General features: G+C 43.8%; 1 protein-coding gene. It reads left to right on the plus strand.

What is annotated here, in order from left to right; all coding sequences use genetic code 11:
* The first annotated feature begins 215 nt into the window (after positions 1-215).
* A complete protein-coding gene (locus F3F96_RS12320) occupies positions 216-1,184 on the plus strand; it encodes an IS110 family transposase (RefSeq protein WP_176963579.1) in 969 nt (322 codons plus the stop codon).
* Positions 1,185-1,186 lie beyond the last annotated feature (2 nt).

Here is a 1,186-nt window from a genome sequence, read left to right on the forward strand (position 1 = left end):
CCTTGTATCTTTAGCCGAGTTGATTTTTAGTACGGGAATCAACGATGGATGGGGTGATGCTGTTCTCAAGGCCTTAGGCTTCGAGCCTGTGGGTCAGATTAGTGCCCCTGTCTAGCTTTGTTCAATACACCGGACGGTATCTTAGGCCCGCCAGTAAGCGAGAGCCTGCATATGCAAGGTTGGTGGGGACTAAAGCAATATATCCGGGAGGCATCATGGAAAGTCATAAACTTGGGATAGATATTTCAAAAAAGACATTTGATGTTGCTCTGTTACGAGAGGGTAAATTCAAGCATAAAAAGTTACGCAATAGTGCAGCTGGATTTAAGGAGCTTTCTTTATGGTTGGAAAGGTTGAATGTGGCATCGTTGCATGCCTGCATGGAGTCCACCGGAAGTTATGGTGAAGCCTTGGCGCAGTATTTATATGATGCTGGTTATCAGGTCAGTATTGTAAACCCGGCACGCATCAAAGGCTTTGCTCAAGGGGAGTTGATCCGTACTAAAACGGACAAGTCTGATGCTTCATTGATTGCGCGTTTTTGCTTGGCTATGGCACCATCATTATGGACTCCTGAACCCTGGGAAATAAGGCTATTACGAGATTTATCCAGGCGTTATGACTCACTGCTGGAAATGCGTCAGCAGGAGGTGAATCGTTTGGATGTGAGTGGATCAGAGTTGCGGTGTGATATAGAAGAGCACATTAAATATCTTGATAATTCAATTGCTGAAACGAAGAAGCGAATACGTGATCATATTGATGATCATCCTGATCTGAAGCGGAAAAAAGATTTACTGGAGACGATCCCTGGTGTTGGCGAAGCGACTATCAATGTGGTGCTGTCAGAGTTTGCTGATATATCTCGTTTTGATAGTGCAAAACAGCTGGCATCATTTATTGGACTAGCTCCAAGGCATCGGCTCTCGGGTACTTCAGTGCGTGGTCGTGCATCAATGTCTAAAATTGGTAACGCCAAGGTAAGGAAGTCGTTTTTTATGCCTGCTCTGGTGGCAATGAAGTTCAATCCTGTATTAATTGAAATGAGAAGAAGACTTCTTAAAGCAGGCAAACCTAAGATGCTGATTGTTGGAGCGGTAATGCGTAAATTGATCCATATCATTTATGGTGTGTTGAAAAACAACCAACCGTTTAACCCTGATTTTCAGGTGAAAAACGTTTGACT

This window comes from Mariprofundus sp. NF, from assembly GCF_013387455.1.
Classification (GTDB): Bacteria; Pseudomonadota; Zetaproteobacteria; order Mariprofundales; family Mariprofundaceae; genus Mariprofundus.